This is a genomic window from Nocardia pseudovaccinii NBRC 100343, assembly GCF_001613225.1.
GTDB lineage: Bacteria > Actinomycetota > Actinomycetes > Mycobacteriales > Mycobacteriaceae > Nocardia > Nocardia pseudovaccinii.
This window is the reverse complement of record NZ_BDBY01000229.1, coordinates 1-6,970: the sequence shown is the minus strand read 5'-3', so window position 1 is coordinate 6,970 and position 6,970 is coordinate 1. Positions and strand designations below refer to the sequence as shown.

Annotated in this window: 1 protein-coding gene; it reads right to left on the bottom strand. The window is 67.4% G+C overall.

The genetic code is table 11. The features are described 5' to 3' along the window. Window positions 1–6,211 (bottom strand): type I polyketide synthase (locus NP3_RS28975; RefSeq protein WP_063044778.1); only part of this gene is annotated, 6,211 nt, incomplete at its 3' end. Window positions 6,212–6,970 lie beyond the last annotated feature (759 nt).

Below are 6,970 nucleotides of genomic sequence, written 5' to 3'. Positions count from 1 at the left end.
GCCCGGATCCCTTGGCGATCCGCTCGGGAATCCATGAGGTGTCGAGGATTTCGGCGTCGGCAGGCGGCCACGATTCGTCGCGCAGCCGGTCCAGCAGAGCGTCATCGCCGTCCCAGGAGGGGGCAAGTACGCCGCTGGCGTTGCGCACCCACTCACCCGCGCGGCGGCCTGTCTTACGGAAGTAGAAGTTGAACGGCCGTCGCCCGGTCGCGTCCGGCTCCTGTACCGACACCTGGAGCTCGACCTCGTCGTCCTCTGTCGGAAGTATCGGAGCCTCCAGGGTCAGCTCCTCGACGACGCCGCAATCGATTCTGCTGCCCGCGACAAGCAGGAACTCGACCAGGGTCGCACTCGGCAGCACCGCGGTGCCGTAGGTCATATGGTCGGCGACCCACGGGTCGGTCGACAGCGAGAACCGGCCGGTGAAAACGAACTCGTCCTTACCGGCCACCGGCACCACACCGGTGAGCAACGGGTGGCCGATGGAGTCGCCGATGGCATCTGGACGCGGCGGCAACCAGAATCGCTGGTGCTGGAAGGCATAGGTGGGCAGGGGAATTCGTCGTGCCGCCGGGCGACGCCACAGTGGCGTCCAATCCACGCCCACACCGGACGTGTGAGCATGCGCCAGCATCGTCAGGAATTGCCGAGGCTCATCGTGATCCCTGCGCGCGGCCGCGGCCACCACCGATTCCACACCCTCCGGGAGGGTCTGCCGGGTCATCGCCGCCAGCACCGCGTCGGGCCCGACTTCCAGGAATCGGCGTACGCCCGAGGAGATCAATGTCTCGATTCCCGGCGCGAAACGCACCGCGGCCCGCACTTGCCCAACCCAGTAGCCGGGTTCGGTAACCTCGTCCCCAGCCAGCTGGCCGGACACGTTCGACACCACCGGTAGGCGCAGTCGGTGGTACGTCAAGTCCATTGCGACAGACTCGAATTCGGCCAGCATCGGCTCCATCCGATGCGAGTGGAAGGCGTGACTCACCCGCAGCCGCGACGTCTTGCTGCCGCGCTCGGCGAACAGCGCCCCGATCTCGGCGACCGCGTCCTCGTCGCCCGAAATCACCAGGGCCTCAGGCGCGTTCACCGCAGCGATGGACACTCGGTCGGGGTATCGCGCGAGGACCTCGTGCACATCGGTTTCGGACGCCCCGATGGCCAGCATCGCACCGCCCTCGGGCAACGCACCCATGAGACGGCCGCGCGCCGCCACCAACCGGCACGCATCCTCGAGCGACCACAGGCCCGCGAGATACGCGGCCGCGACTTCTCCGATCGAATGGCCGATCAACACGTCCGGGGTGACGCCGTAGGATTCCAGCAAGCGATACAGCGCCACCTCGAAGGCGAACAGCGCTGGCTGGGTGAACTCGGTCCGATCCAGCACCTCGGCACCGGTACCGCCGAACATGATGTCTTCGAGCGAGCACTCCAGCAGCGGATCGAACTGGGCGCACACCTCGTCCAGCGCTGCGGCGAATACCGGGAACGCCTCGTACAGTTCACGTCCCATACCGATCCGCTGTGCACCCTGACCGGTGAACAAGAATGCCGTCGTCCCCGAACCAGTGGCACCCGTGATGACACCGGTGCCGGTCCCCGATTCGGCGAGGTTCGCCAGCCGCTCGAGCAATTCGTCCCGATCGCGACCGAGAACCACACCGCGCGAATCCAGCTGCGCCCGCGACGTCGCGAGCGAATACGCCGCATCAGCGACGTCGATCTCCGGTCGCTCCGACAACCAGGTACGCAGCCGGGCGGCCTGCGCGCGCAGACCTGCCTCGCCCTTGCCCGACACCAGCAGCGCGGTGACCGGCACCTTCGACTGCCGATCCGCGTCGTCTTCGATGTCGCCCTCGGCAGCCGCAACCGGTGCGGCCGGTGCTTCTTCGAGGATCAGATGCGCGTTGGTGCCGCTGATCCCGAATGACGACACGCCCGCCCGGCGCACTCGATCGCCCCCGGTCCACGGTTCGGCGTCGGTCAGCAGCCGCACCGCGCCCGCGGCCCAATCCACGTGCGGCGTCGGCGTTTCGGCGTGCAGCGTCCGCGGCAGCCGCTCGTGCCGCATCGCCTGCACCATCTTGATCACACCGGCCACACCGGCCGCGGCGACCGCGTGGCCGATATTCGATTTCAAGGACCCGATCCGCAACGGTTCCCGATCGCCGCGATCCTGCCCGTAGGCGGCGATCAACGCCTGTGCTTCGATCGGATCACCGAGCGTCGTGCCGGTCCCGTGCGCCTCCACCGCGTCGACGTCGACCGCCGAAATCCCCGCATTGGCGAGGGCCTGCACGATCACCCGCTCCTGCGACGGACCGTTCGGTGCGGTCAGGCCGTTGCTCGCGCCGTCCTGGTTCACCGCACTACCGCGAACGACGGCCAGGATGTTGTGACCGAGCCGCCGCGCATCCGAAAGTCGTTCGAGCACAAGCACACCCGACCCCTCCGACCACGCCACGCCGTCGGCGGCGGCCGAGAACGCCTTGCAGCGACCGTCCGGTGACAGGCCGCGCTGGCGGGAGAAGTCCACATACAGAGTCGGGCTGGCCGCGACGGTCACACCGCCTGCCAGCACCAGCGAGCTGTCGCCCTGGCGCAGTGCCTGGCATGCCAGATGCAACGCCACCAGCGACGACGAGCACGCCGTATCCACCGTCACCGCCGGACCTTCCAGGCCGAACGCGTACGCGACGCGACCCGAGATGACGCTGTGCGACGTGCCGGTCAGCCGGAAACCCTCCAGGTCACCGGTCACTCGCCGCGAGTAACCCGACGAGCAGGCACCGGCGAACACACCGGTGTCGCTGCCCCGCAACGACACCGGGTCGATACCCGCGTCCTCCAGGGCCTCCCAGGCTGTTTCGAGTAACAGCCGCTGCTGCGGATCCATCGCCAACGCTTCGCGCGGGCTGATGCCGAAGAAGCCAGGGTCGAAATCGCCTGCACCACTGAGGAATCCGCCGTGACGGGTGTATACTTTGCCCGGTTTGTCGGGGTCCGGGTCGAACAGCCGGTCCAGGTCCCAGCCGCGGTCGGCGGGGAATTCGCCGATCGCGTCCCGGCCCGCGGCCACCAGCTCCCACAGGTCCTCAGCGGATCGCACACCGCCCGGGAATCGGGCACCTATGCCGACGATCGCGATCGGTTCGTCCGGCGCCCCGCGCCGCGATACCCGCCGCTGCCCGCGGTCGGCGCCCGTGACCTGCGCCCGTAGCAGCGCCGCGATCGCACCCGCGGTCGGATGGTCGAAGATGAGTGTCTTCGGCAGCGGCACACCGGTGGCCCGTATCAGTCGGTTCCGCAGCTCCACCCCGCTGACGGAGTCGAAGCCGAACTCGGTGAACGGCAGATCGGGGTGGATCGATCGGGCCGACTCGTGGCCGAGCACGGCAGCGGCATGCTCGCGAACAATGTCGAGAACCACTGTGTCGCGCTGATATTCAGGGGTGGCCAGCAGCGTGCGCGCCAGCGGGCTGTCGTCCCGCGTTCCGCCTTGCTCATCGCCCTCGGGAAGTCGCCCCTCGGAAATGTGCTCCTCAGTTGCCGCGCCGACGTCGGTCACACCGGTGAAGCCACCGGAAGTGACCGGTACACCGGCCCAGAAGTTGCGCCGCTGGAACGCGTACGGCGGCAGGTCGACCCGCGCGCCACCGGGGACCAGTACCCGCGGATCCACCCGCACGCCAGCGCAATAGGCCTGTGCCAGCGACGCCGTGAACCGTTCCGGCCCGCCCGCACCGCGCCGCAACGATCCGACAACGGATACGCCCTCGGCCGCACCGGCCGCCTCGGCGGTTACGCCGATGCCCATCGTGAGCACCGGATGCGGACTCGCCTCGACGAATGCGTTGATGCCGTCCGCGATCAGCGCCGTCACGGCATCGGCGAATCGAACCGGTTCCCGCAGCGACCGATACCAGTAATCGGCGTCCAGTTTCGCCGTATCCAACCGGTCGGCCGATACCGTGGAAAAGAACGGTACCGAACCGGATCGCGGGCTGATCGGCTCCAGTTCCGCGAGCAACCGATCGCGTAGCCGCTCGACCGCCTTCGAATGTGACGCGTAATCAACCGGAATCCGGCGGGCCCACACACCGTCGCGGGCGCAGGCGGCGAGAAACTCCGCCATCGCCGGAACATCACCGGCTATGACGCTTTGTGCCGGGCCGTTCACCGCCGCCAGCGACAGCCGGTCCCCATACGCCGACAAACGTTCCCGTACCGCATCCGCGCCGAGTCCGATCGAGGCCATACCACCCTGTCCGGCCAGCTCATCGGCGACCGCCCGGGACCGGAGAGCCACCACACGCGCCGCATCGGACAGCGACAGTCCACCAGCGATGTAGGCGGCGGCGATCTCGCCCTGGGAATGGCCGATCACCACGTCCGCCTCCACACCGGCCGCGCGCCACATCCGGGCCAGCGAGACCATCACCGCGAACAGCACCGGCTGCACCACGTCCACGCGATCCAGCGGGGGCGCGTCCGCTTCGCGACGCAGCACCGCCGTCAGCGACCAGTCCACGTACGACGCAAGTGCCGCTTCACATTCCGCGATCGACTCCGCGAACGCCCCACCCGAATCCAGCAGGCCCAGCGCCATGCCCTCCCACTGGCTGCCCTGCCCCGGGAAGACGAACGCGACCCGCCGCCGCTCGGCCCGCTCGGTTACCGGCTCGATCGCTACGGCGGGCCCGGTCGGGTCGGCCAGGGCCGCCAAGCCTGCCAGCAACTCCGCTCGATCCCGCCCGACGACGCTGCCGCGCCACCGCATCTGGGCTCGGGTGGCCAACAGCGAGTAGGCCACGTCGGCCGCATCCTGCTCCGAATGGCGGAGCAGCCACTCCCGCAGCCTGGCTGCTTGCGCCCGCACACCTTCCGCGCTGTGGGCCGACACCACCCACGGCACCGCACCGTCCGCGCCATCTGCCGTGGACGCGGCGGACCCGACTGGAGGTGCCTGCTGCACGATCACATGCGCATTGGAGCCTCCCATGCCGAACGAGGACACACCTGCCCTGCGCACGGTGGCCACGGGCCAGTTCTCGGTGCCCGTCACCACACGTAAACCCAAGTCCGCGAGCGGAATTCGCGGATTCGGCGTCTCGAAGTTCAGGCTGGCCACCAGTTCTCGGCGGCTCAGACAGAGCACGGTCTTGATCAGACCCGCGATACCCGAAGCACCTTCCAGATGCCCGATATTCGTCTTGACCGATCCGACGGCCAGTGGCGCATCCCGCTCCCCACGCACACCGTAGGTTTCGCCGAGCGCGGCGGCCTCCACCGGATCACCGGCGGGTGTTCCGGTGCCGTGCAATTCGACGTACTGCACCGACGGCGCCTCGACGCCTGCCGCGGTCAGCGCCGAGTGGATCGCCGCCGCCTGCGCATCCCGGCTCGGGGCCGTCAGCACGCGGCGTTCGTTGCCGGTGTTGACCGCGCTGCCGCGAATGACGGCATGGATCCGGTCGCCGTCCGCGACCGCCTGCGCCAGTGGTTTCAGCACCATCATGCCGCCGCCCTCGCCGCGCACGAACCCGTCGGCCCGCGCATCGAAGGTGTAGCAGGCGCCGAGCGCCGACTGCGCGCCGAATTGCTCGATACGCGCACCGCTGGTGGGCGACAGAATCAGGTTCAGGCCACCGGCCAGGGCCACCTCGCTCTCACCGCTGCGCAGGCTCTCGCAGGCCAGATGCACCGCGACCAGCGAGGATGCCTGGGCGCTGTCGACCAGGATGCTCGGGCCGCTGAAACCGAAGTAGTTCGAGATGCGGTTCGCGATGATGCCGCGTCCGACACCCCACAGTGAGTGGCGGCTGACACCTGGGCCACCCTGGGAGGCCAGGATTTCGGCGAAATCGGTTCCGGTGCTGCCGAGGAACACACCGCACCGCCGGGCCGCACGCGCCGTTGCGGCCAGGCCCGCGTCCTCGAGCGCCTCCCAGCTCAATTCCAGTGCCAGCAACTGTTGCGGATCGATTGCGCGCGCCTCATTCGGCGAGACCCCGAAGAAGTCCGCGTCGAACTCCCCTACGGTGTCGACGAATCCGGCCCGCTCGGTGATGCTCTCCCGCCCCGGGGGAGCCGTGCCGATCGCGGCGCGTCCCTCCCTGAGCAGCTGCCAGAAACTGTCGAGATCGGCCGCGCCCGGCATTCTGCAGGACATGCCGACGATAGCGACCTCGAACGCCGATCCGGTCACCTCTGAACATCCTTCCCAAGGCAGGTTGGGGACCCGCCGTAAAGCCTCTGACGAGTGTGTTTGTTGTCTACGGCAAAGGAATCAGGCGATTCCTGATTCGGACATAACGGATTCCGACGCGGTCGAGGATCAACGAGGAGCCCTGAATGATGCGGAGCGTCTTCCGCAAGCGACCTAGGGCTCCGAGGAGATGAGGCGGGCTAGGCCCAGACCGGACACGGTGTACCACCGGATCCAGTAGGGCAAATAATCAGCAAACGCTGCTGACGACTGCAGCGCTACGTGGGTACGCCAGAATGCCTAGGCGCACGTAAGAGGGGGTGGTGCCCGAAACGTCTGCCGCGAGATGCGCACGAAGCACCTATACGACAGCGATGTGGATCAGCACGATGATCCTTCGAATTTTCGAACAGTAGAACACGATTCATCGTACTGAACAGTAATTTGACGATCTTGACCTTGTCAACCGGCCAGTAGCTTCCCGATGGTTACCGCGACCGAGGACGAGCAACGGGCTCGAGGCGGTGATCACCAGACGGCTCCGGCGTGGTTGTGCGGTGTAAAGCATTGGTCTCCTCAGGGCATCGCTACACCAGAAATAGCAGACCTCGTCCGAGTGAATTTTCCAACTATGGGAAGGCGAACCGGTCGGTGTTCTGATCGTTTGCCACGACCGAGACCTTCACCGAAGATGCTGTTCGCCGGGTCGAAAACGAAAAATGGCCCGGAACAAAATGTTCCGGGCCACTCCGTAGTAGC